General features: G+C 64.6%; 24 protein-coding genes and 2 pseudogenes. 12 read left to right on the top strand and 14 right to left on the bottom strand.

Annotation, left to right across the window (positions count from 1 at the left end):
* Window positions 1-9: 9 nt before the first annotated feature.
* Together F5544_RS39365 and F5544_RS39360 are read right to left on the bottom strand one after the other, a co-directional pair.
* A pseudogene (locus F5544_RS39365) lies at window positions 10-743 on the bottom strand (MgtC/SapB family protein).
* A gap of 424 nt (window positions 744-1,167) precedes the next feature.
* Window positions 1,168-1,785, bottom strand: a complete 618-nt coding sequence (locus F5544_RS39360) for a hypothetical protein (RefSeq protein ID WP_167477849.1) — start codon at window positions 1,783-1,785, stop codon at window positions 1,168-1,170.
* A gap of 506 nt (window positions 1,786-2,291) precedes the next feature.
* On the opposite strand from F5544_RS39360, the gene F5544_RS39355 reads away from it, so the two are divergent.
* Both F5544_RS39355 and F5544_RS39350 read left to right on the top strand, forming a co-directional pair.
* Complete coding sequence (locus tag F5544_RS39355) at window positions 2,292-3,731, top strand: hypothetical protein (RefSeq protein WP_167477848.1); 1,440 nt, start codon at window positions 2,292-2,294, stop codon at window positions 3,729-3,731.
* On the top strand, window positions 3,724-4,005 hold the full coding sequence (locus F5544_RS39350) for a hypothetical protein (protein ID WP_167475595.1): 282 nt from the start codon (window positions 3,724-3,726) through the stop codon (window positions 4,003-4,005). The genes F5544_RS39355 and F5544_RS39350 overlap by 8 nt, the downstream gene beginning before the upstream one ends.
* Before the next feature lie 326 nt (window positions 4,006-4,331).
* Here F5544_RS39350 and F5544_RS39345 read toward each other — a convergent pair whose 3' ends face one another.
* From F5544_RS39345 to F5544_RS39335, 3 genes are all read right to left on the bottom strand, one after another.
* Window positions 4,332-4,775 (bottom strand): pyridoxamine 5'-phosphate oxidase family protein, encoded by a 444-nt coding sequence (locus F5544_RS39345; RefSeq protein WP_203217450.1) that lies wholly within the window; start codon window positions 4,773-4,775, stop codon window positions 4,332-4,334.
* A 229-nt stretch (window positions 4,776-5,004) separates the two neighbouring features.
* Entirely contained in the window at window positions 5,005-5,475 is a 471-nt protein-coding gene (locus F5544_RS39340; protein ID WP_167477847.1) for a hypothetical protein, read from the bottom strand.
* 547 nt (window positions 5,476-6,022) lie between these two features.
* A complete protein-coding gene (locus F5544_RS39335; RefSeq protein WP_203217449.1) occupies window positions 6,023-6,487 on the bottom strand; it encodes a transposase in 465 nt (154 codons plus the stop codon).
* 169 nt (window positions 6,488-6,656) lie between these two features.
* Here F5544_RS39335 and F5544_RS39330 point away from each other — a divergent pair.
* The 3 genes and pseudogenes from F5544_RS39330 to F5544_RS39320 form a co-directional block, all read left to right on the top strand.
* A pseudogene (locus F5544_RS39330) lies at window positions 6,657-7,148 on the top strand (ATP-binding protein); the annotation flags it as partial.
* 684 nt (window positions 7,149-7,832) lie between these two features.
* Window positions 7,833-8,369 (top strand): DinB family protein, encoded by a 537-nt coding sequence (locus tag F5544_RS39325; RefSeq protein WP_238846899.1) that lies wholly within the window; start codon window positions 7,833-7,835, stop codon window positions 8,367-8,369.
* A 279-nt stretch (window positions 8,370-8,648) separates the two neighbouring features.
* Window positions 8,649-10,316, top strand: coding sequence for a hypothetical protein (locus F5544_RS39320; protein ID WP_167477846.1), 1,668 nt, complete (start codon window positions 8,649-8,651; stop codon window positions 10,314-10,316).
* Window positions 10,317-10,387: 71 nt separating this feature from the next.
* On the opposite strand, the gene F5544_RS39315 is transcribed toward F5544_RS39320, so the two are convergent.
* The 4 genes from F5544_RS39315 to F5544_RS39300 form a co-directional block, all read right to left on the bottom strand.
* The gene (locus F5544_RS39315) at window positions 10,388-11,167 is read right to left on the bottom strand and encodes a class I SAM-dependent methyltransferase (RefSeq protein WP_167477845.1); all 780 of its coding nucleotides are present in this window, start codon (window positions 11,165-11,167) and stop codon (window positions 10,388-10,390) included.
* A gap of 20 nt (window positions 11,168-11,187) precedes the next feature.
* A complete protein-coding gene (locus F5544_RS39310; RefSeq protein ID WP_238846898.1) occupies window positions 11,188-11,634 on the bottom strand; it encodes a nitroreductase/quinone reductase family protein in 447 nt (148 codons plus the stop codon).
* Window positions 11,635-11,700: 66 nt separating this feature from the next.
* Window positions 11,701-12,603, bottom strand: a complete 903-nt coding sequence (locus F5544_RS39305) for a helix-turn-helix domain-containing protein (protein ID WP_167477844.1) — start codon at window positions 12,601-12,603, stop codon at window positions 11,701-11,703.
* A gap of 79 nt (window positions 12,604-12,682) precedes the next feature.
* Window positions 12,683-12,904, bottom strand: coding sequence for a hypothetical protein (locus F5544_RS39300; protein ID WP_167477843.1), 222 nt, complete (start codon window positions 12,902-12,904; stop codon window positions 12,683-12,685).
* Window positions 12,905-13,348: 444 nt separating this feature from the next.
* Here F5544_RS39300 and F5544_RS39295 point away from each other — a divergent pair, with 444 nt between their 5' ends.
* Window positions 13,349-13,699, top strand: a complete 351-nt coding sequence (locus F5544_RS39295; RefSeq protein ID WP_167477842.1) for a hypothetical protein — start codon at window positions 13,349-13,351, stop codon at window positions 13,697-13,699.
* Window positions 13,700-13,783: 84 nt separating this feature from the next.
* Here F5544_RS39295 and F5544_RS46850 read toward each other — a convergent pair whose 3' ends face one another.
* The gene (locus tag F5544_RS46850) at window positions 13,784-14,107 is read right to left on the bottom strand and encodes a hypothetical protein (RefSeq protein ID WP_238846897.1); all 324 of its coding nucleotides are present in this window, start codon (window positions 14,105-14,107) and stop codon (window positions 13,784-13,786) included.
* Between the two features lie 55 nt (window positions 14,108-14,162).
* Here F5544_RS46850 and F5544_RS39285 point away from each other — a divergent pair, with 55 nt between their 5' ends.
* Entirely contained in the window at window positions 14,163-15,026 is an 864-nt protein-coding gene (locus tag F5544_RS39285) for a sigma-70 family RNA polymerase sigma factor (protein WP_167477841.1), read from the top strand.
* Between the two features lie 66 nt (window positions 15,027-15,092).
* A complete protein-coding gene (locus F5544_RS39280; RefSeq protein ID WP_238846896.1) occupies window positions 15,093-15,836 on the top strand; it encodes an aspartate/glutamate racemase family protein in 744 nt (247 codons plus the stop codon).
* Between the two features lie 31 nt (window positions 15,837-15,867).
* On the opposite strand, the gene F5544_RS39275 is transcribed toward F5544_RS39280, so the two are convergent.
* On the bottom strand, window positions 15,868-16,440 hold the full coding sequence (locus F5544_RS39275) for a cupin domain-containing protein (protein ID WP_167477840.1): 573 nt from the start codon (window positions 16,438-16,440) through the stop codon (window positions 15,868-15,870).
* A gap of 121 nt (window positions 16,441-16,561) precedes the next feature.
* Here F5544_RS39275 and F5544_RS39270 point away from each other — a divergent pair, with 121 nt between their 5' ends.
* The 4 genes from F5544_RS39270 to F5544_RS39255 all read left to right on the top strand — a co-directional run bounded on the left by F5544_RS39270 (window position 16,562) and on the right by F5544_RS39255 (window position 21,232).
* Window positions 16,562-17,725: a hypothetical protein gene (locus F5544_RS39270; protein WP_167477839.1), complete on the top strand. Its 1,164-nt coding sequence runs from the start codon at window positions 16,562-16,564 to the stop codon at window positions 17,723-17,725.
* Entirely contained in the window at window positions 17,722-17,997 is a 276-nt protein-coding gene (locus F5544_RS39265; protein WP_167477838.1) for a hypothetical protein, read from the top strand. The genes F5544_RS39270 and F5544_RS39265 overlap by 4 nt, the downstream gene beginning before the upstream one ends.
* A 125-nt stretch (window positions 17,998-18,122) precedes the next feature.
* Window positions 18,123-19,433: a magnesium transporter MgtE N-terminal domain-containing protein gene (locus F5544_RS39260; RefSeq protein WP_167477837.1), complete on the top strand. Its 1,311-nt coding sequence runs from the start codon at window positions 18,123-18,125 to the stop codon at window positions 19,431-19,433.
* Window positions 19,434-19,636: 203 nt separating this feature from the next.
* Entirely contained in the window at window positions 19,637-21,232 is a 1,596-nt protein-coding gene (locus F5544_RS39255; RefSeq protein WP_238846895.1) for an Nramp family divalent metal transporter, read from the top strand.
* A gap of 7 nt (window positions 21,233-21,239) precedes the next feature.
* Here F5544_RS39255 and F5544_RS47230 read toward each other — a convergent pair whose 3' ends face one another.
* From F5544_RS47230 to F5544_RS39245, 3 genes are all read right to left on the bottom strand, one after another.
* Window positions 21,240-21,368 carry a hypothetical protein gene (locus F5544_RS47230; protein ID WP_255663521.1) on the bottom strand — a complete coding sequence of 43 codons (129 nt, stop codon included), beginning with the start codon at window positions 21,366-21,368 and terminating at the stop codon, window positions 21,240-21,242.
* Window positions 21,369-21,560: 192 nt separating this feature from the next.
* Window positions 21,561-22,292, bottom strand: coding sequence for a hypothetical protein (locus F5544_RS39250; protein WP_167477836.1), 732 nt, complete (start codon window positions 22,290-22,292; stop codon window positions 21,561-21,563).
* Window positions 22,293-22,337: 45 nt separating this feature from the next.
* Window positions 22,338-23,144 (bottom strand): alpha/beta fold hydrolase, encoded by an 807-nt coding sequence (locus F5544_RS39245; RefSeq protein ID WP_167477835.1) that lies wholly within the window; start codon window positions 23,142-23,144, stop codon window positions 22,338-22,340.
* Window positions 23,145-23,160 lie beyond the last annotated feature (16 nt).

Below are 23,160 nucleotides of genomic sequence, written 5' to 3'. Positions count from 1 at the left end.
CGCGCGGGTTCACGCCGCGGCGGCGTCCGGCTCGCCGCCGATGACCTCGACGACGCCGTCGATATCGGCCAGCGACGCGGCGAGTTCGCTCACCGATCCGCCGCCGTGCACCGAAAGCCGCACCGACACCTCGCGATCGGCGTCGGGATGTTCGATCGACACCTCGCCGACGGTGAAATCGCGCGCACTGCATTCGGCCAGTGCTCGGCGCAGCACCCCGCGCCCGTCGAGATAGCACAGCCGCAGCCGGGCCGGCGCGTATTTCGAGCGCGGCAGGCGCGCCGCGAGCGGAGTGAAGGCGAACACCACCAGGAAATGCGCCGCGGTGACCAGGACCGCCAGCAGCCACAGCCCCGCCCCCGCCGCCATCCCGACCGCCGCGGTCAGCCAGATCGTGGCCGCGGTGGTGAGTCCGCGCACCGCATCACGCCGCACGAAAATCAAACCACCACCGATGAATCCGATCCCGGACACGATCTGCGCGGCCACGCGTGAGGGATCGAGGGTCACATGCTCACCAAGGGTGTCGGTGAACCCGTACTTGGACACCAGCATGATCAACGCCGCGGCGACCCCGACCAACGTATGCGTCCGCAACCCCCGGCGCTCTTCTGGCGCACCTCCCGCTCGAACCCGATCGCCGAGGACAACACCAGCGCCAACCCCAACTCCACCACCTGCACCGGCCCCTGCCCGGCCGACTCCCCGAAATATGCCAATACCACTCGCTCCAGGCTAACCATTCCCCCACAGCACGACATCGGCTACGCGAACGGTGCGTTCGCCACGCGCGACCTGTCACGGCACGGCATGTACGCGGCCGCGCGGATCACCGACGACAACGGTGACGCGCCAGCGCCGACAGAGCGGATCGGTACGGCTGCGTTCGCGAAGCCGCACGCCGGGGTGACCTTACACCCGACCGTCGGCGCCGGGCGGTCACGCGGTACACCCGAAAGATCCACGCACCGAGATCATCTCGGCATCAGCAATGCACGGAAAGTAGCCGACGAGCGGACGCCTGGCTGCTTGCCGATCCGACGAACTGTGTGCCACGCCCGTAGTCTGGTTGGTCTTAAGCGCAAGGCGGGCAGCTGATCATGCTTCTGGCCATGACACGTGCGAGCGTTGCAGCGCCCTGGGAACTCTACATTCCAGGTTCATCGGTTAAGAGGGCATCAACGTGTCTGTCAAAGGCCGTCTGTCCGGCTGTCGAGCGGTTCCGGATCGCAGACAGGCCGATATCAGTTGCGCTGTTGAACGCCGAGATGCCGAGTGCTGATATTGGATTCCCGAGACTGTGCCCAAGGCGGCGTTCACGCCAAGGTTGCGCATGCTCGCTTTGCGGTCCGATAGGAATTTGGAGCGGCCGAAGTCGTGACGCAACAGGTGGGCTTCGTGCTCTACTGCTTGCCGGATGTTTCGTAGCGTTCCTTGACTTGGATTCAGCAGTGACGGTATCGCGTGGGCAGTTGCCACGCCGTATTTCAGCGCATAACGCCAGCGCTCGAACTCATCGCCGTGGCGTATCGCAACGAGGTCGCACGCTTCCAGCCTTGACAGGCCAGGAAGCGCCAGATCCAGCAGTGTGCGGGCAACCGAAGCCTCGTCGACTGCGATCTGCGTCGGGTTGACAATATGGCGACTCCTGCAGTCCAGGAGATCTCTGTGCTTGGGCAAGCATAACCAGGCCAATAATTGTTGATCGGACCGCTGCACGAAGTCGAGATCAGCACCGCCCGACAGCAGGTGCAGCCGCTCCAGCTCGGAGAGCAGTCGGTTCAAGGCCGCGAGCGGGTCGGGCGAGTCGGGAGTCAAAGCCCGCAACTCAGCGAAATCCAGCTCAGAAAACTCGCCTTGCTCGAAGGGGGAAACTATCTTGTCGCATTATTCCCACCACACGTCCGGGGACACGAACGTAATAATGTCGTCTTCCACGAGGGGACGCAGGTGCGACAGCAGCACGGTTGTCGGAGAACGAAGTCGACGAGGTATGGCGGCGATGGCGGTCCGGGCACGCGGTGAAGGTGGTGGCCCGGGAGATGCGCCAGGGTCAGGCCCGCATCCTCGGGCACCCGGCCGATCAGCGCGACAAATCCGTGCCCTCGATGGTTCGAGGATCAGCGCGTCACTTTCCGAACATTACGAATCAGGACTGTTTCTTTTTTCGGAGTAACGCGGAAACAGTGCCGACCGTATATAGCCATACCCACGGTTTTCCGCGGGCCGGGAGTCGTCCGCTCGCAATGGCGCGAGTGCTCCCCGGCTCGCGGGTGGGTAGAGGTGTAGTCATGGCTCTCGTCTGTACCGAGATCACCGAGTGGATCGAGGAAAAGGTTTCCAAGCCCGTCGAGGAATGGGAAGAAAGACAGGAAAAGAAATGTAAGGACTATCCGTGGTATGACCCGCGCGGCTGGGTATGCTGGTTCGTCACGTATTTCGTGAAGGTGATCCGGTGGGTGATCGTGAAGGTCGGCAAGTGGGTCACCCGGACCGTATGCAAGCTGGTCACGGTCGTCTGGGGCATCATCACAGACCTCGCGAGCGGTCTGTGGGACGTCGTCGCGGGGATATTCACCCTCGACTGGCGGCGCATCCTCGACGGGCTGCTCCAAATCGGGATCGGGATCGTTCTCGGAGCGATCGGGTTGGGCCGCATCATATTCCTCGGCGACACCATCGCCTACATCATCGAGGAGATCAACCGCTGGCGACTGCGGAACTATGTCCGCGGACTGCTGGAGAAGAAGTACTCGGGCACGACGCTCGAGCAGATCGAGGAAGCCATTCGGCTCGACCACGGCGCGTTCGGCCTGCGCATGGACGCAACGGCATACCGCACGGTGCTCGACTCCGAGGCGCCCTCGCCAACAGATCCCGCGGCGCCAAATCTGGTTGTGCTGCATGAAACCGGCGCCATCAATCTGCGTGCACTGTGCGGCTTCGAATTCGACGAAGGCTTCTGGAATCGCAAGAGCTACAAAACGTTGAAGAAAGAAGTCGTCGTCGGTGGCGGTGGCGGAGGGGAATTCGATAATCCGATCTCCGAAGATGAACTCGACACCTACCTTTCCTCGCGTGGACAGCAGGGACCGCCGTTCATCGTGCTGCCGATGCGTGACGGCGCCCTCGATGAACGGGTGAGCACCGCCGAGGAGAAGGGCCGTGAACTCGGATTGATGATGAGCTTCAACACCGACCGGGTACCGGTCACCTCGGCGGGCCACATCGTCCAGCACGGCTTCGACACCGCGGACGCCAACAGCGCGCTGGCCAGATTCCTGATCGATAAAATCGGGCGCATCGATAAGACGGTGGATCGCCCCGGGGCGGATCATCAACTGTGTCATCCGGTGGTGGTCGGCATCTTCCGCTACACCGATGGCCTGCGCGGTTTGACGGCCACGCTGGAGCGCACGGCTTGCGGACTGCCGGGAAGCATCACCTCCGGTGCGACATTCATCGACAACCGGCCCAACCAGATCTGGAAGTACGTGCCGATCCACGAACTCGGCCATTACTTCGGGCTCTGCCATACCGACGGCGTCAACCGAATCATGTACTCCTCCAGGCAGAACAGTTGGTGGAGCTGGTGGCTGGTCCCGGATATCTATCTCACCGGCGAACCCAGCTTCGTCTTCGACGAGGCCAAGGCCGCCTGGGACTACATCGTCGCCAACTTCCCGCCCGACTGCCTGGGCGCCGAGTCGACGGACTCTCCCATTGAGTGAGGCCACGCCGAACAAGGACATGCACGCCGAGATCGATCGGCTGGGACGCGAATGCGGTTGCGGCACCGGCACTGTCGTAGCCGCGCTCGCGGGCCTGGGTTATCCGCTCACGCTGCTGGCCGGGCTCCACCCGCCCGGATCCGGCTCCATCCTCGGCATTATCGTCGGCGGTGTCACAGCAGTCCTGTCGGGCGGCTTGGTCGGTAAAGGCCTCGGCATCGGGTACGCCCGCCACCGACGCACCCGCCTGATTCGGCAACTCGGCACGCGGTGAGATCACAACCGCCGCAGTCCGCGAAATCATCGAGCTGAACTAAAACGACGCGCCGGAGGAAGTGCGTCTCGCGGCCGGCAAATACCCGAGGACTCCCGGCTGGCCTCGCTTGTCGGCGATTTGGCGATGGGCAGCGAGCGCTTCCGCCGCCTGTGGGCCAGCGCGGACTCGATGACGTCGACTCGCACTGGCACGACCCCGGGTCGATCATTGCGAAGGTCCGGTAAGTAGCCGCATGGCGCGCGGTTCGACGCGGCCGCAATGCTCGCCGGAAGATCAACGGGCCGAGATCATCTCGGGCAGCCGGACAGCCCCGGCAGTGGACATCACGCCGATGAGCGAGCGTCAAGCGCGGCTGAGAGAGGAGACATTTCGGTTGTTACGCCCTGGCCAGTCGATGTTCCAGGCCACAACTCGACAAGGATGTAGCCGAAGGACGTCGTTGCTGAATTCTTCCAGCAACGGTCTATCGCTCCACAGGATTTCGACGATACCGCGCGGATCTCGAGGCCGCGTCCCCGTTGGCCTCCGGGCCCGACCGGATGTGGCGCGGCGTCGTCGACGACCAGAGATACCCTGGCATCGGCCTGGATGTCGCGATACTTCTGGGAATTGGCGAGGTCAGGACCGCCGATGTCGATCGTTCCGTTGTGCTTGTCCACCCAGAATGCGACCGGGTGTACTTGGGGTGCCCCTACAGGGCCAATTGTCGCCAACCGGCCCAACGCCTGGTCGATCAGATACCGATACTCGGACTCTGTGTAGATCATGCCATCAGAGTCCGGCCTCAACTGCGGTTGAGGTCAAGGTCCGCCAGTGCTATGAAATACTCGCCACCGCAACGGATTTGATCGTGGACCGGCGCTCGATCACGACCACCGGTCAGGCCGATCGACCACTGGCGAACTACTCCGCACGCGAATTTGCGAACATCCTGAAATGCCGACGTGCGGTCGAGATGCACTGGGCAGCACTGGCCAGGGCATGTCGTCGGGGCTGTTAGGAGGCGCAGGCCGAAACCGTGGCGCCGTGGGGACCGGGGTTGACGGTCACCGTCTGGGAGATGGGCACGGTGATCGTCTGTCCGTTCGCTGTCGTGGCATCGACTGTGCCGGTGATGACCACCGTGTCGGTGATGCTGGTCTCGACGTCGACGGCATCACCGGCCCGCCCGTCCGGGCAGGTTGAGCGGTTGAGCGTCACCTGGTCGGCGGGCGTGTCAGCCGTCGCGGTCACGGTGAGGGTCACGCTGGTCACGACCGGGGTGGCGACGCAGATGGCGTTGACGCACACCTGAACCGTCACACCCGGCACCGAGGTCGGCCCAACGGTGAGGCTGGCGGTGTTGGAGGCCAGAGCTGTACCGTTGGCGGCCAGCGCGAGCGGGAGGGCACAGAGCAAACCTGCTGCCGCGAGCACACCGACCCGCCGCGGTGACTGTGTGGGCTCGCGCATACTGGGGTGGAACATGAAGGATCCTTTCATTACGGAAATGCCGCTGATGCTCGGCGTTTCTCAGGTCGGCCGGATATCGGCGGCAGTAATGGTGCACCTATTCGTCGACTGCCACGCCGAGTTCACGCTTTGTTGGGGGCCATAAAATACTTTGTTGGGGGTGATAAACGGTCGATGAGTTCCGAATCCACCCGGACTGTGCACCGCACGGCCTGCCGAGTTCGACGGCGCACCGTGTGTTGAACTATCTCCGAAACTGGTCATCTATCGCTACGAGTCACCACGACCGGACCGAACGACTCGAACACCCCGATCGAGCCGACTGCGACCGCTCTATGTAGCGGCGTTCCGGGTGTCCGGCCGGGTGCATCTGATCGACTGTCCGACAATGCAACTCGGTCCACGGCCGATCACCCCCACATGGCGCCCCTTTAGTCAAGGCGCAGTTCGGGACTAGGCTCGATGATGGTAGGTCCGGGTTGTGGCTTGTCCGAAGGATCGGCGTGCGGGTTGAAGCCGGTCACGTTGGAGTCAGTAGTCGTTCCCGAATGCCCTCCCGGACTTACCTTCCTCGTCGTCGCTGGTCGGCGAGCATCTGTTGGTAGACGACGTTCGACAGGTGCCGTTTCAATGCGCGCATCGCTTCCATCGAGGTCTTCCCGCTGGCCTTGCGGCCGTCGTAATAGACCCGGCCCGCGGTCGGATGACGGAGCTGGACCACGGCCATAATGTGCAGTACCCGGTTGATCTTGCGGTTGGCGGCGCGGGAGAGCCGGTGCCGTTTCTGCTCGCCGGAGGAGGCGTCCAAGGGGGCGGTGCCGTTCCAGGAGGCGAAGCGGTCGCGGGTGGCGAAGCGATGGATATCGCCGGTATCGGCGAGCAGCCGGGCGGCGCTGGAAGGCCCGAGACCGTTGAGGTCCATCAGGGTGGATCCGTGGTCGAGGACTCTGTTTCGCAGCTGTTTGTCCACGGTCTTGGTTTTGCGGTCGATGGTTTCCAGTTCCTCGATCAGCTCCAGTACCAGCATGTGGCGGACTTGGGTTGCCGGGTCCGCTGCCTCGACGGTGCCGGCCCGCCGCCGAGATGCGGCGCTCTCGCCGCCTGGCTGTGGTGCCCGTGCTTGACACCTCCGTCGAGCACCGCGATCTCGCCGATTACGACCGGATGTTCGACCTCGATAGCGAAGGGATCGCCTGATGGCTACCAAGGCTTCCACCAACGGTGCCCGCAACATCGGCTCCGAAATCGCCTATCTGGCAAGGGCTCTGAAGGCCCCGACGCTGGCCGGCCCGGTCGACCGGCTCGCCGAACGCGCCCGCTCCGAGAACTGGAGTCACGAAGAATTCCTGGCCGCCTGCCTGCAGCGCGAGGTTGCCGCCCGCGAGGCTCACGGCGGCGAGGGTCGCATCCGCGCCGCGCGGCTCCCGTCGCGGAAGTCGTTGGAGGAGTTCGATTTCGACCATCAACGCTCGTTGAAACGCGACACCATCACCCATCTGGGAACCCTGGACTTCATCACCGCCAAGGAGAACGTCGTCTTCCTGGGCCCGCCCGGGACCGGCAAGGCACATCTGTCGATCGGGCTGTCGATCCGGGCTTGCCAGGCCGGGCATCGAGTCGCGTTCGCGACCGCCGCGGAATGGGTGGCGCGGCTGGCCGAGGCTCATTCGGCCACCACGCCGAAGTCATCTCCCTCAAAGGAGACAGCTGTCGACTCGAGGACCGCGACCTCGGGCGCGTCCCCGCCGCCAAGACGAACGGCTGATCCGACGCACCCGGTCTGCGGCTCGACAAGGCGTTCTCTGGTCTCAGTCGTGACCCTCGTCCTCCGCGTAGGAGAAGTGGCCCACCATCTTCCACTTCCCGTTCGAGTCCTTGCTGAACCGGTATGTCGCCGCGCAGAGCCCGGACTCGAACCGTTCGTGCAGTCCGACCAGATCGCAGATTGCTTGGACAAGCTCCTCGTCCGGGATGACGAGCGACTGAGCCTCGGAGGTCAGGCCATACTGAATCCGCCTGTCCTGCATTGTTATCGACAATTCGGCGTGGCTCTCATCTGCGTACAGATGCCGCAGGACATGTCCACCAATGCTCTTGTCCATCGGCTGCTGCTCATCAAGTGGAACAGAGGGTCTACTCGCCGGACCCAGCCTTCCTCATTACAACACCTGCAACAACCGTGCATGTTGATCCATGCGCTGCGTTCGGTGCGGGTTCAAGCGGCTATCAAGCACTTGGGTTAGGATCGAGCCGGAAAGGACGGGTCACCCTTGGGTCGGAGTTGACAAGTGCTCGTCCGGGTCTATTGCCACGGCTGACAACACACTCTTTTGCCGCATGGCGCGCGTCGGTCGATCGTTCAGATTGGTTGGGTGGCATGGTCTTCCAGCACGCACAAATGCCTGTGGTCTCAGTCGGTATCGCAACACCTTGCCGGAGAACGCGAGACGCTCACCGGCGTCCTGGAATTCCATCGAGAAACACTGGCCCGGAAGTGTTCCGGACTCACCGCCGACCAGCTTCGCCTGCGGGCCGTGGAGCCGTCGGCGTTGTCACTGCTCGGGCTCGTCCGCCATCTGACCGATGTCGAACTAGGCTGGTTCGCACGCATCATGTCCGGCGCGGATACCCCGTTCGCGTATTGGCAGGCCGACACCCCGGACGGCAGCGACGTCGACGTCGACGACGCTGACGTAGACGAATCACTCCGCTTGTGGCACAGCGCATGTGCTCGATCCCGCGAGATCGTCGCTGCCTGCGACTCGCTCGACACCGTCGGTGTATACCAGCGGACCGGCAACCGCTACAGCCTGCGGTGGATCCTCACGCACATGATCCAGGAATACGCCCGTCACAACGGGCACGCCGACCTCATCCGGGAACGGATCGACGGCCAGACCGGCACATAGAGCGAACGCCGGTCCGCCAACATCCGCACATGCCGCATATCACGCGTTGACCAACAGTCCAAAATGGTTGGGTGACATGACATTACATCGCACGGTAATTCCGACGGGCGGATGCTTGCCGGGGTTCGGCGGCAGGTTCGGTCGTCTCCGGGTGATGAGTATCTGTGGGCTCGGCCGACGCGTGCTCTCGTCTGTTGCCGGGTTCGGCGCTGGAAACACGGTGTCGGATGTGTTGGGTACGTTCTGGATGTGGTGAGGATCGACCCGAATCGGTTGCGGGTGTTGTTGGCCGAACACTCTGTGAAGCCCGATCGCTGGTGGCTGCTCAGGGACGGGGAGACGGGATCGCTGCTGAATGATGTGCGGCAGCTGATCGGCAATGCGGACCCGGGGATCCGGCGTCAGATCTGGGAGGTGCTGGATCGCGTTGTCGACGATGGGAATCGCGACAACTTCTTCGCTCTGCTGGTCGGTGGTCTCGACATCGAGCAACTCCGGAGGCTGCTGACCGACACCGATCCGCGGGTCCGAAGTCGAGCGCGGTGGCTGGATACCCGCGGGCTTCGGGAAGAAGCCTTCGTCACGATGATGTTGGATCTGCTGGCCGACAACCGTTTCGACCATGCCTGGCCGGACTGTATCCGCGTGTTACGTCGGCAGATGAATTTCGACGCTTTGGTCGATGCGCTGGCGCAGGCGCCGAAAGATGGTGTGGGCGAGCGGCTTTGGGTTACGCTTGGACTTCCGGGCGAGACTCGCGTGCCCGATTTTCTGCCCGAGCATTCCCCTGCCGCTCTCGTGTCCTGTCAGTTCTCTTGGGATTGCCTTTCCGAGGACAGTGATCTCGTCGCAACGCACGAATGCAGACATCTGCCCATCGTCTTGGCGCTACTGGGCAGCGCGCTCGAAAACGTTCGGGAGCAAGCAGTTTCGGCTCTATGCGTATACGGAACAGGTGTGGTGGCCGCGTTGCGGTCGGTGTCGGGGTTGGACCGGCTGGCGCGACACGGGGCGATGACAATGCTTGCCCAGTTCGGGTGGAACCACCTCCCGCCGGGCCATCTGGCAGTGCTGCAGCGGTTGATCGGGATGAAACAGCGGGTAGAGACACCCGAACCGTTGGATTTCGAGCGGTTGGCCGGATCGTGGTATGCGTTGCCGACCACCGATCAAGCCGCGGTCCTGGACGCGTTCGATCTCCGCGACCCGGTTCCCGCGACAATGCGGATAGGATTCGCGCCATGGCAGGGGATACGGCCGATGACCATGTACCCGGATTACTGGAAGGCGTTGGGCATCAACGGTTTCTGGGATCTCTACCCTGAGGTGTTCGTCACTCCGGCGCTGGACGGCTGGACCCTGGTGTTCTGCAAGGACGATACGTTGGTAGCGAAACCGGAAGCATCCGCCGACGAGAAGCATTTCGAAATGTACCGGCGCATACAGGAATTGAGCGTGCAGTTCGGAACCGCGCACTGGTACGAGCAATTCCCCGATGATTACGCGTCGGGGTGCTGGAGCCAATGGTGCATCGCTCAGGACGGTGCGATACGCATGCATTGCGTATCCTCGGGAGAGGTGCGGATCCGCCGGTCCGACGAGGTCGATCCGACCGCGCCGCCGGATCGGTTGTATGCCTGGTTGGAAGCCAACGACAATCGACGCGAGCCCAGCCCGTCGAGAGCGGAACCCGACCATGTCGAAGCCTATCTGACCATGCTGCGGGAGCACTTCGACGAGCATTACCTGCCGAGCGGTGACGATGGCGTCGACCTCGACTCGGCAAGCCCCTTGCAGGACAAGGTATTCGGTACGCGGGCGGCGGCGCGGCGCTTGTCGGTGAATCTGGAAACGCTGGGCCCGCACACCCGCGTGCATGGCGCAGGAGCGCTGGCCATACCGGCCCACCTACGACACCGCCCACGCCGTGGCGCACTACCGATCTGACCGGGGAGAGGTTATCGGGCCCTAACCCAGGATTTCGGATACTGTTCGTATCCTATTGCGCGCAAACGGATTTACGCGTCCGGTAATCGCCGGACGCGTAGCACGGCCGTCAGCATGGGGAGGGTGAATTCGCCGGTGGCGGTTTCTGGGCGGCTGGTGAGGAAGGTGCGGATTCGGGTCAGGGTTGCTTGTTGTTCGGGTGGGGGCATGACCAGGATTCCGGCTCTTGTCGCGAGGGTTGCGACGAGGGAATCGGCGGTGCGGCGCTGGCCGTGTGGGAATTCGGCCTGCTCCGGGGAGTGGAATCGGGGTGGTGTGCCGGTGCTCGGGAGGTGCATGTCGGCGGTTGCGATGCGCCAGCCGGCGGGCAGGTCGCGTGGGCCGATGGCCGCGGTTCCGCCGACCCGCGCGAGCTCGGCGACCCAGTCGACGCTGTCGTCCATGACGTTCCACAGGCCGGCGAGGATGCCGCCGGGTGTGAGGACTCTGGCGATTTCGGGTCCGGCCACATCCATGTCGAACCAGTGCATGGCGTTGCCCGCCAGCACGGCATCGACCGATGCGTCCGGTAGGGGGATCGCCTCGGCGCTACCCCGCGTGGCACGCACCTCGGGCAGTGCGCGGCGCAGCTCGCTCAGCATTGCCGAATCAGGTTCGACCGCAATGGCATTCGCGCCCAACGCGAGCAGTGTCGCGGTCAGCTTGCCGGTTCCAGCGCCGAGGTCGAGCACTCGCGGACCGGGTGCGTGCTCCAGTGCCCACGACACCGCGGAACGCGCGTAGTCCGGGCGGTTCTCGGCATACGCGGCGGCCGCGGTGCCGAACGACGAACTGAGATCACCCTGCCCCACGCGATAATCCTAGGCGGGTGTCACACGGGTTCGAGGAGTACCAGCGGGATTTCGCGGTTGGTCTTCTTCTGGTATTCCTCGTATCCCTGATAGCCGGCAACCACCTTGGGCCACAGCTCCGTTCGCTCCTGCGCGGAGACGATGCGAGCTCGCATGGGCCGGGCGTCGCCGCCCTCGCTGACCTCGACCATCGGGTTGTCTCGCAGGTTCAGCAACCAGGCGGGGGCGCTGTCGCTGCCGCCTCCGGAGGCGACGACGACGAACGTTCCGTTTTCGTGAACGGGTGAGGTGAGCATCGTCGTTCGTTGCTTACCGCTTTTTCGCCCGGTCGTGGTCAGCATCAGCACCGGCATACCGCCGAAGCGATTCGGGCCCAGGAATTTGCCCTTGCTCGCCGAGAAGACGAACCGATGGACTGCCGTAGAAGTCCGCATCATCGCCCGGATTACCGAACTCTGTTTCGTCATGATCGAAACGATACGTCGACCATTCATAATTGAAACTACATCTTATCAATTATAATTCGGAACTCGTCAGGCCCAGCAATCCCAGCGATCCCAGGGTTCGTCGTATACCCCCGGATTCGCAATCAGCACTTTGGCGCCGTATCGCCAACGACAGGCTGAGTCGGGGTCGATCCGGCTGTGCGAGCTGTCCGGGGCCAAGCAACTCCAGGTGTCCACAGTCTGCCCATCCAGGGTGGCTCGGACGAAGCCTTGCGCGCGGCAATACGCATCCAGGTCAACCCGGCCGAGGATATCGACGTGATCCCAGCACTGCCACGAACTGGGGATGTTGATGTCGTCGTACCGGCCGGTGGCGGTAGCGCTGTGGTACTGCCAGCGACAGGCGCGCACCGCGCTGATCGGCTCACTGCGCTCTTGCGGTCCGGTGCATTTCCAGTCGTACGCGGTGTGCCCGGTCAGGGATGCTGTCGTGTAGCTCTGCGCCTGACAGTAGGCGCCGAAATCCGCCTGACCGATGAAGGTCGAGTGCGACACGGCGCTCGGTCTGTGGTCGTACACGAGGAGGATTGCCATCGCGATCGCGGCAAATCCGAATGCCGGCCACCGTAGCCATGACCAGCGCCCGGCGCCGGACACTTGCTCGCCGCGTGACATTGCTGGTCGTGCGTCACTGCGCGGACCCGCACCGCGCTGCTGGAGTGCTTGCCTGCACGCATTCCAACGTTCGCGCCATTCCCGTTCATCGCCGTGGCAAGCGACGACGAATGCTCTGGTTACTTCCCAAGATGGGAACTTTTTGCCACCTGCGGCCTCCGAGAGAGTGTTTGCCGAATAATGACCGAGCTGGGCCATTGCACGATATTTTGGCTCGCCTGCCGATTTTCGTAACTGGCGAAGCTGGTAGGCAAAGTTCTCTCTTGGCCCTTCGGATGGATCAAGAGGTCGTTCCGGTCGCCCCACGGCGCCCATAAGGCGATACCTCCCACGGGTTCACCCATAATAGTCTTGTAAATCCCCCTTTTGTCCAATTGATCGGTGGCGTCATCGATCAAATGCTGATCAATTGGATGACAGTCGCGTGGGCTGCAATGTCACCTTTCGTATCCGTGGGGTTGGTCGGATTGCCGCGCACCGGCTTGCAGATCAATTCCTGGCAGCGCACTGTCCAATCGCAACACAAATAGGCCTGCCCCGGCTGTGACGACGTCGCCGCCACCGGCGGGCGCTGCCGACAAACCCGCGGCAGCCCGGCCCGGTTGACCAGGGACATGTTCCCGATAATCCAGCGCCTGGAGAAAATAATGCAAATACACCGAAGTAGCGAAGTAATGCGAATGCACCGACGTAAAGCGAATGCGGTAGTATTCGCACTCCTGGCGGCGGCCGGGATCATCGCGGTTCCCGCACCCCCCGCGTACGCCAACACCCAATGTGTAAAGGGTCAGAATGCCGGGTTCTCCAACGGCGGCAGCGGAGAGTGGTTCTGGGGCTGGTGCCATCCCAACGGCGGCTATGTCAATTACCGGATTTCCATGGACTGCGCATACGGCGATCAGGGCTGGTGGAGCAACTGGGCCAGCGGAAGCGGTAACGGAGCCGTCTATACCAACGCATTCGATTGCCCATCACAAGTGATAACTGACTATGTAATAGACAATGGGTAACCGGCCAGTTGTGGTCCGGATATCTTCATATCGATCGGAGGATTACTTCGATGCACAGTTTCCTGACACGTCCCGTCCTGATCGCAGCCCTTTCCGCGGCTCTGGCGGCGGGGACGGCGGTAATCCCCGCCAGTGTGGCCCACGCGGAGACAAGGGTGTTCTGCAACGAGGGAGTCAATGCCGGCTATTCGAATGGCGGCAGCGGCAGCACCTACTGGGGCTGGTGCACCGCAGCCGCCGGCGAGTACGTCAAGTACCAGGTTGAGATCGACTGCCCACGCGGCGGCGGTGGCACTACCCCAATCGCCTCGGGATCGGGGCCCGGAACCATCTACACGCAAAGCGAGACTTGCTGGTTCGGTGACACCATCAGCGGTTTCGGGATCTTCAACCCCTCCTGAGTCGAACTCCAGCCTCAACCTCGGAATCAGACGTCAAGGCTGAAGGCGGAATAGGCCGTGGGAGGGGCGAACTCGACAAGCGGGTCAGCGGTAGTCGTCCTCGTCGATGTCGACGACCCGTGCCTGCTCCGCAAGATCCGCCTCGTCGGCGGCCTCGGGATCGGCCGACGTCAGTGCGTCGTCCCCGTGCGGTGCGAGGTCCGCGTGTTGTTCGGCGGCATCGGCTTCGGGCGTCTCGATGTCGAGTTCCGGTTCGTCTTCGAAGGTGTCCGGATCGGTGGGGTCTACAGGCATGGTGAGCTCCCGATGGTAGGCGGTCGATTCCAGATGGTGGCAGCCGGAAGTGGTTCGGCGGGCCGGTTTTCCGGGATCGGCCGCGGTGGTCTTGTTACCTTTCTCCGTCGGCATTCGTCATAGGTGTGGCGACCGAGTGCATCGTCGCGCCGACGATTGGAGATACGGAATGCTGACCGCCGACCCATCGGACCGCGTCACCGCGGCGTTCGAAGCCCAGCGCGCCCGGCTGTGCGCCGTCGCGTACCGCGTGCTGGGCTCGCACGCCGACGCCGAGGACGTGGTTCAGGAGGCATGGATGCGCCTGATCGGTCAGGACACGGCGGCCATCGACAACCTGACGGGCTGGCTGACCACCGTGGTCGGCCGAATCAGCCTGGACCTGTTGCGATCCCGCCAGGCCCACCCCGAAACGCCACACGAGCAAGGGCTTTCGGTGGTACCCGATGACGATCCGACGCCGGAAGAGCAAGTGGGGCTGGCCGATTCGGTCGGCATCGCCCTGCTCGTCGTGCTCGATTCGCTCACTCCGAGCGAGCGCCTGGCGTTCGTCCTGCACGACATATTCGCGGTGTCGTTCCGGGAAATCGGCCAGATCCTGGGCAAATCCGCCGATGCCGCCAAGATGATCGCCAGCCGGGCGCGCGGCAAGGTCCGAGCCACGGACCGGCCGGTGGGCCGTGCGCGCCGAGAGGTGGTGCGGGCCTTCCACACCGCCGCCCTCGGCGGCGATTTCGAAGCGCTGCTGCGCGTCCTCGACCCGAATGTGAAGCTGACCGTCGACACGCCCGACGGCGTGGTGGTCGTGCTCGGCGCCACCGAGGTCGCCGCGGGCGCTCGGACATTCTCCGGCGAGGTCGCCAGCTACCGGCCGGTGCTGGTCAACGGTCTGCCCGGCTACATGTCGTGGCGTCCCGACGGAACTCCCCGCTCCGTCATCGCATTCACCGTCGCCGAAAGCCGGATCACCGCCATCCGCATCGTTATCGACCCGGCCGAACTGGCCGCGATCCACCTGCCGGATCCGGTCTGAGCGAAGATACGGACCGGTCTCGTCGAAATGATTCGGGATGGATCGTCTTCACCGAAAATGGACGGCATGGATCGACATCAGACGATGAGGCATGTCGGGATTTTGGCGCACAGTGTCGAAGGCGCGTCGCTCTGCCTGCGGACGCTGGCGCAGGAGGGCGCCCGCGATCTCGGCGCCCACGAGCACGCCGATGTGACCTTGGATTGCATCGCGATGGGCCGCAGCATGCCCGCATGGGAGGAGGGCGAGTACGGCGTGATCCGAAAGATCTTGGCCACCAGTGCGGATCGCCTCGCCCACGCGGGCGCCGAATTCTTCGTCTGCCCCGACAATACCGCGCATATGGCGCTGGAATCCGATGGCGAAGACCTTGCCCTGCCGGGTCTGCACATCGCCGAGATCGTCGCGGAAAAGGCTGCGGCGCAAGGATATCGGCGAGTCGGGGTGTTGGGGACGAAGTACACGATGACCGGTCCGATCTACCCGCGGGTCTTGGCGGCCAAGGGAATCGATGCCGAGATCCCGGACGCCGACGAGCGCCGCATCATCGACGACATCATCTTCGGCGAACTGTGCGAGGGGGTGTTCACGGACGAATCCCGGCAGCGCTACCTCGATATCATCAACCGCCTGCGCGGTATCGGCTGCGACGCCGTCGCGCTGGTCTGTACCGAGATCCCGCTGTTGGTGACGCCGGACGTATCGCCTTTGCCCACACTGGATTCCACTCGCCTGCTCGCCGCGGCCGCCCACCAGGTCGCCATCGGGGCGCGCCCGCTGCCCACCTGGTATGGCGGCACCGTCGGCTGAATTCCTTGTCCGCCAACGGGTTCGGTCCAAGCTAACGCTCAGGGATACCGCTGTGCTCCGCACCGATCATGATGCCCATGAGCACCGCGGGTTCGTCGCCGTCGTTGCGCCAGCTGTGCACAACGCCGTTGATCACCAGCCAGTCGCCAGGCTTCAGCCGAATCTCGTTGTCTTCCAATATGAATACGGATTCGCCGGATAGCTGCAGCACACAGTCGACGGTCGCGGTGGCATGCATGCCCGCGACGCCGGGCAGTGAGCCGTAGCTGCCGGGCGGGTTGGGGTCGGCGAGGAAGCCGGCCCGGGTCAGGGTTTCCGGTTCGAGGAGGTCGGTCGTTTCGAGCAATGCGTCCGGATTGTATTTCGGCGGGAAGGCCAGCTTCAGCACTTTGATGCCGCCCGGCGGCGGGACCTGTGCCTCGCTCACCTTCGGTGCGGCGCCGTTGTTCGGCAGGGACACGAGGGCGTCGGCCGCCCAAACCGCCCATCGCCCACCGAATTCCGGTGGTGCGACGGATGGCACCCGCTCGTCGGCGACCACGACGGCTTTACCGGTGCTGTCGTGGCCGGTGACGACCCGACGGATGGATTCATAGGATGACATGGTCCCAGCCTTGTCGTGAGTCGATGGCGACGCAAGGGATATCCGGACCGCTCGGTCTCTGTTGAAGCGTGTTGCGCCGCCACGGAACTCGCCGTACCGCCGCGAACGGTACGTTCGGATCATGGGGAGTTCGACCGGTCCGGTGCGTCGCAGGTTTCGTCTCGCGGTCGTGCTCGGCATCGTGGTCGCGGCGTCGGTCGCGGCATTACTGCCGAGCTGGTGGTGCGGTCGCGACGCGGACGCGTGGTTTCGCGGGGATCCGGCGCGGGTGCACGGGCTCGCCGAGGAGTTGGTGGCCTTCGAGGCCGCCGACGACGATCGGCGTGCCAGCGGCTCGGGCGATGCGGTCGCGGGCATGTGGGGCCTGCTCGCACACCAGATGACGGCGCTCGGACTGGCCCAAGTGTGTCTCGCCCACCCCGAATGGCGAGAACGCTACGCCCCCATGGTGACTCGCGCGGCGGCCAAGAGTCTGCTGCCGCAAATGCGTGCCGAGTTCACGGCGGCCTGGCACGGCGAGGACGGGTTGGCGGATCCGGACAGTCCGCACGGACACGCCTACCTCTCCTATCCCGCGCTCGCGCTCGGGATGGCGCGCCTGGTCGATCCGGCGTTCCCGCCCGATCTCGCGGTCCGGCACGATGCGCTGATCGCCGCCTTTCAGCGGCGGCTGCTCGCCTCGCCGACCGCGCTGATCGACACCTTCCCCGGCGAGGCCTATCCCACCGATGTGGCGGCCGTGGCCGCCGCGATCGCGGTGCACGGCCGCGCGACCGGCGTCGACCACACCGCGGTGCTCGCGCACTGGGCACGGCAGGTGCGTGCGGTACAGATCGATCGGGACACCGGGCTGGTGTTGCAGCGCATGGGTGTCGACGGGCGGACGCACGACGCCCCGCGCGCCTCCGGCACCGGGCTGGCGGCCTACTTCGCCGGTTTCGCGGATCGGGCGCTCGCCGAGGAGTTGGCGAACGGGCTGTTCGGTCAGGAGCGAAATATCCTCGGCTTCAGCGCGATACACGAGTACGGGCCAGGTTCCGATGGTGCGGGGGATATCGACAGCGGTCCCGTGATACTCGGAATATCGGTCTCGGCAACCGGTTTCGCGCTCGCGCCGGCCCGCGCCTTCGGTCACCGCGACGTGTTCACCCGCCTGTTTCGCACCGTCGACCTCGCCGGTCTGCCACTGCGGAGCGGGACCCGCCTGCGCTTCGCGACCGGGGGAGCGATCGGCAATGCGCTACTGCTCGCATTCCTCACCTCGGGACCGGAGCTGGCGCGATGAAACCGTGGCTGCTCGCCGGATGGCGGCTCGTCCGCGTCCCGCTGATCCCGGTCGCGTTGTACCTCGCCCTGCATCCGGCCTTGACGGTGTTGTCGGAGCGGCACGGGTTCGGTTCGCCGGACGGTCTGGGTTTCGCCTACCTGACCGTCACCGTCGTGCTGGTGACGTTGCGGATGGTGGTGCTGGTGATCGTGCCCGCGGTACTCGTCTATCGAGTCGTGGTGTGCGCGATCAGCGGCATCGCCCGCCGGGTGTCGACGCGATCCGGTTGACGGCTCGCGGTTCCCGTTCTCCTGTCCGAAATCCGCTGTTGAGACATCGTTCGTGTGATAGCACTGGTCAGGGTGCATGGTGGCCGTTGCCGCCGTTTGCCGGTGACGCCGAGACAGGAGCGCGCATGAGTGAGTCGGCATCGCGGTTGTTGCCGGAATCGGCTGCGACAATTCATCTTTCGCAGGTGCTCAAGACTCCGGTGGTGGCCGGTTCCGGGGAATCCATCGGGCGCGTCGACGATTTGATCGTGCGACTGTCCGGCGGCGGCGCCTATCCGCCGATCACCGGTGTGGTCGTCGGCGTCGGCGGGCGCGACGTCTTCGTCTCGGCAAAGCATATCGGCGAGTTCTGCGTCGATCGAATCGTGTTGTCGGTCAACAAGATCGACCTACGTTCGTTCGAACGCCGGGAGGGTGAGGTGCTGCTGAAGGCGGATATCCTCGGCCACCGGCTCATCGATGTCGCGGCCGCGGAACTGGTGCGCGCCTACGATGTCGAGCTCGACGAGACCGCCGGCGGCTGGGTGGTGGCCCGCCTGGACACCCGCCGTCCGGCCCGCCTGTTCGGGCTGCTCAAATCCGCGGGCGGGCATGCGTCCCGGGATTGGAAGTCGTTCGAACCGCTCATCGGCCACAGCCAATCGCTGACCGCGCGCGGTATCAGCGCCCGGTTGCGTGGGCTCAAACCCGCCCAAATCGCCGATCTGCTGGAGGATGCCGACAAGCATGAGCGCGGCGAAATTCTCGATCAGGTGCACGGCGATCCGGAACTGGAGGCCGATGTCTTCGAGGAACTGGATTCCGACGAGTCGAGCCGGTTGCTGAACGATATGCCCGATGACGAGGTCGCGGCCCTGCTCGGGCGCATGCGCGCCGACGATGCGGCCGATTCGATCATGGAGCTGCGGCAGTCGCGCCGCCGCCGGGTGCTGGAGCTGATGCCGGCCGGGCAGCGGACCAAGGTCATCACGCTGATGGGTTTCAACCCCGAGAGCGCCGGTGGGCTGATGAACGTCGATTTCGTCTCGTGCCCATTGGATTCCACTGTGGCACAGGCTTTATCGGTGATCTCGGCGGCGCGTGGCCTGCAACCGGAGGCGTTGCTGAAGATGCATGTGCTCGACGGGGGCCGGTTGGCGGGTGTGGTCTCGGCGATCACGCTCTTGCAGGCGGACCCGGCGGGCCGGGTCGCCGACATCATGGATCGCGATCCGGTGCGCGTCGCGGCGGAGGCCGATATCACCGATATCGCGCTGCTGATGGCCGATTACAACCTCTACCTGGTGCCCGTCGTCGACGAGGCGGATCTGGTGCTCGGCGTCGTCACCGTCGACGACGTGCTGGAGGAGGTCATTCCCGAGGACTGGCGGCGGCGTGAGCCCGCGCCTCGGCCGGTGCGCGAAGGGCCCGAGCAGGACGGCGTGACCCAACCGTGACGAACACACCCGAAAGTCGTTCCACGGCACCGGAATCCGCTATCGACCTGCGGAAAGCCGGAAACCGCTCCGCGGCAATGGAATCGGCGATCGGACCGCGGGTCGCCGAGAAGTCCGCCGGGTCCGCGCCATCGGCTCAGAAGCGGCCGGAAGGTCACGGCGAGCGGCCGATTCGCGTGACCTTGGCGAAACATGGTTCCGCGGTGTTGGATTCGGCGCATCTGGGCGATATCGAAGGCGCTCTCGGCAAGATCAGGCTCACCGACACCGATCATCCGCGCACCTTCCGCACCCGGCTGCTCACATTGCTGGCCATCGTGGGCCCGGGCCTCATCGTCATGGTCGGCGACAACGACGCCGGTGGCGTCGCCATCTACGCCCAAGCCGGGCAGAACTACGGTTACAGCCTGCTGTGGGTGCTGCTGTTGCTGATTCCGGTGCTGATCGTGAATCAGGAAATGGTGGTGCGGCTCGGCGCGGTCACCGGCGTCGGACATGCCCGGCTCATCAACGAACGCTTCGGGCGCGGTTGGGGCTGGTTCTCCGTGGGCGATCTGTTCGTGCTGAACTTCCTCACCATCGTCACCGAATTCATCGGAATCAGCCTGGCCGCAGCGTATTTCGGTATTTCACGGTACGTCGTGGTGCCTATCGCCGCGGTGGTTCTGGTCGTCATCATGGCCACCGGCAGCTTCCGGCGCTGGGAGCGGGCGATGTTCGTCTTCATCGCCGTCACCCTGCTGCAGATCCCGATGCTGCTGCTGTCGCATCCCGACTGGGGCCGTGCCGCAAAGGATTTCGTGGTGCCGGGCATTTCGGGCGACGTCACCTCCGATGCCGTGCTGCTGATCATCGCCATGGTCGGCACCACCGTCGCGCCGTGGCAGCTGTTCTTCCAACAGTCCAATATCGTCGACAAGCGCATCACTCCGCGGTTCATCGGCTACGAGCGAGCCGACACCACGCTGGGCGCCTTCGTCGTCGTGATCGGCGCCGCCGCGATCCTGATGACCGCCGACTACGCGGCCAACGCCACCGGCACGGTCGGGAAATACGTGGACGCGGGCGATATCGCGCATCTGCTCGGCGATGCGCACCGGGCGCTCGGCTCGATATTCGCCATCGTGCTGCTGGACGCGTCGATCATCGGCGCCGCCGCCGTCACCCTGGCCACCAGCTATGCCTTCGGTGACGTCTTCGGCATCAAACATTCGCTGCATCGCGGCTTCCGCGACGCCAAGCAGTTCTACCTGTCCTATACCGCCATGGTGATCGTCGCCGCGGTGATCGTGCTGATTCCGGGCGCACCACTCGGTTTGATCACCACGGCCGTGCAGGCGCTGGCCGGGCTGCTGCTGCCGAGCGCGAGCGTCTTCCTGCTGCTGCTCTGCAACGACCCGCAGGTCCTCGGGCCGTGGGTGAACCGGACCTGGCTGAACGTGGTGGCCGGGGTGATCGTCGGCGTGCTGCTCCTGCTGTCCGGAATTCTCATGGCCACCACGCTTTTCCCGGATCTGGACGTGGTGCGCACCGCCGAATATCTGGCGGTGGCGCTGGTGGCGCTCGCGGCGGTGACCGTCGCGATACTGCGTTACCTGCAACGTCGTTCACCCGCGCCGCCACCGGCCCCGAAGGTCGACGAGGCCGAGAAGAACCGCTGGCGAATGCCGCCGCTGACCCTGCTGGAACCCGTGACCTGGTCGGCCGGAACGAAACTCGGCATGCTGGCCTTGCGCGGCTACCTGGTCATCGGCGCGATCCTGTTGGTGGTCAAGGCGATTCAGCTCGGCCGCGGCTGAATCCGGTTTACCGCCCGCGGCGACCGGTGATCACCACCCAGATCACCAGGGCCACCAGGACTATCAGGAAGATGCCGCTGCCGATCCAGATGGCGGTGTGGGTGTAGCTCGGTACCCCGGCATATGCCGCGCTCATCGCTCAGGTCTCCTAGGGATGGTCCCTCGTTGCCGAAAGCTTCCAGTAGTGCGGGTCCCGGACCGCCCGAGGCCATTACACCCCACGTAACGTCCGCAACGTTCACCTTAGCTTCGGCATACCGCTGGACCCCTGGGTTCCTTGCGGCATCTTGACACCCGTCGAGAGCCGACGATGTTCGTCGGCATCGAGCTACTTCGCGGGATCGAATGGCTGGTTGATGGTGATGAAGTACTGTGCGGCGGCGGCGATGGCTATCGGCGCGGCGATGAACAGCTGGCCCGCTACCGTGCCCAGTGCGCCGAGCGCGGCGACGCCGCCGAGGCAGCCGACGGCCGCGGCCGGGAGGAATGGGCCGAACAGTCCGACGAGGGTGGCGGCGGCGACGGTGCCCGCCGTGATCGCGCCGAGCGCGCAGCCGACCGCCGCGCCGCCGATACCGCCGACGATGGCGCCGACGCTCACGCCGAGGCCGATGGTGCCGGCCATTCGGGCCCAGGCCGCCTGCTCCCGGTCGTACGGGGTGCGCCATCCGGCCTGATCCTCGTACGGCAGGGCGACCGGCTCGTACAGTGCCTTCGCCGGATCGAGTTGCGGAGTGAGGACGGCGGTGTCGCCGGATATTTCGGCCGCGATCGGGAAGACGAAATCGTCTATGCGGAAAGATAATTCGGTTCCGGCCAGCACGGTGCCGTCCGGCGCCTTGATGGTGAACGCGCCGTCCGCGACGGATAGCGTGCCGGAATCGACGGTGATGGTGGTGGATTCGGCGCCGGTGGTCGCGGTGTAGCCGACCGGTGCCGGTTCGGCGGATGCGGCCGGTGCGGTGCCCGCGCCGAAACCGACGGCGGCGGTGATCAAGGCGGCGGCGATCGCGGTGGCCGGGGCGAATCTGGACACGGTGATACTTCCTCTGAATTGCATGAGATGTCGTGGGGGAGTGCAGGTGTCATGGTCGGCGCGGGTTACTCAGTGATCGAGGGCGCCGACTTCGCGTACGGCGTCGGCGACAGCGCGGAAATCCTTGCGCAGGATCGAACCGTGGGTGCTGGCGACCGTCGCGCTGATCCGGATATTCGAGTTACGGGCGGCCACCGCGCCGAGGCTGGCGCGAATCGCTTCCCGCCCATCATCTTTGAATCCGAGCCAACTCCTCGAAGCGTTCACGTACCGGGCCGGGACGGTGATGTTGTCCAGTACGGGGCCCAACTCGCGCTCGCGGGCGATCATGCCGACCTCGATATTGCTTTCGGCCATCTGCTCGGCGGTCATCCGCGCGGTCAGTCCCGTCGGGCGCAGCAGCACCATGAGAAAGCTCAACCGCCGCCACAGCTTTCGCATCTGCTCGATATCGATCTGATCGATCCAGTCGTATGGCTGCGCGCCCTCGACCAGGACCGCGCCGATGGCGCGGTCGGGATTGCGGCTGGCCCAGTGTGCCGCGACGAACGCACCGTAGGACCAGCCGACCACCAGTGCCCGCCGCACACCCCGGGCCGCCAGCACGGTGTCGACGTCTGCGACGTTCGTCTCGAACGAGTAGTCCGCCGAAGTCTTCGACTTACCGCGGGCCCGCATGTCGTAGGTGATGTGTCGCCACTGCGGCCCCAACTCGGCGATGACCCGCCGCCAGTTTCGCTGAGAAGCCATGTGGCCGTTGAGGTATAGCACCGGGATGCCGGGACCGCCGGCGTCGGTGACGGCCAGGGCCGTGTCGTCGACCGGCACCATGCCGGTCCATTTCGGATTGGTCGAGGAGGTGTTGTACTTCGTCATGTGTTCCGCCCGTTCG

Origin of the sequence: Nocardia arthritidis (assembly GCF_011801145.1) — a bacterium.
GTDB classification, from domain to species: domain Bacteria; phylum Actinomycetota; class Actinomycetes; order Mycobacteriales; family Mycobacteriaceae; genus Nocardia; species Nocardia arthritidis_A.
Note: the sequence above shows the minus strand (reverse complement) of the source record. Positions and strands in the feature narration are given on the sequence as shown.